At 34.2% G+C, this 770-nt stretch carries 1 protein-coding gene; it reads right to left on the bottom strand.

All coding sequences use genetic code 11. The features are described 5' to 3' along the window. Positions 1–35 precede the first annotated feature (35 nt). Positions 36–770, bottom strand: a 735-nt coding sequence (istB, locus tag GSA01S_RS10360) for an IS21-like element helper ATPase IstB (protein ID WP_066127345.1), incomplete at its 5' end; no start/stop codon positions are given.

Below are 770 nucleotides of genomic sequence, written 5' to 3'. Positions count from 1 at the left end.
ATAAAAGTCAACTTAAAAATCCCGATTTGTCTCACTTAAGATTCCCCACTTTTTCGTGGGGAAAGCTTGTCTTTAATTCGATAAGAAGGCCCTGTTATATTAATGAGATAAGAATGATGTAAAATACGATCAATAATCGCCTTTGTTAACATCTCATCTTGTCCCATAATGGTATGCCATTTATCGAAAGTTAAGTTACTCGTGAAGATCGTGGATCGCTTTGTATATCGCATATCGATCAATTGAAAGAATAATTTTGCTTCAAGTGGACTTATTTCATTAAATCCTACTTCATCAATCACAAGTAACTTATATTTGAAGAATAATTTTATTTTTCGTTCGAGCGTTCCTTCCTGATAAGCCGTTCTCAAGGAATGGATTAGTTTACTAAATTTAATAAAGTAAACACTATTACGTTTAATTGCGACACTATAGCTAATCGCAATCGCTAAATGCGTTTTGCCTGTACCTGGATTCCCCACTAATACCACGTTCTTTGCTTCGTTATAAAAGGATGACTCAATAATCGTTCTTATTTGATCCTCCTCAATACTTGGCTGAAACGTGAAGTCATAATCGTCGATAGTCTTTAAGTAAGGGAAAGCAGCGACTTTAACATTATACAAACGGTTATTTTCATCCTTCGCTTCCACTTCTTTGGCCAGTATTTTATATAATCCAGATAATTCTGCCTCGGTCATTTGATGGTTTTGATATAATTGTTCTAAGTAGTGCTGTGCTGATTTAAATTTTAAATACTCTAATTGCTC

The sequence above is a fragment of the Globicatella sanguinis NBRC 15551 genome (genome assembly GCF_001552295.1).
Classification (GTDB): Bacteria; Bacillota; Bacilli; order Lactobacillales; family Aerococcaceae; genus Globicatella; species Globicatella sanguinis.
Note: the sequence above shows the minus strand (reverse complement) of the source record. Positions and strands in the feature narration are given on the sequence as shown.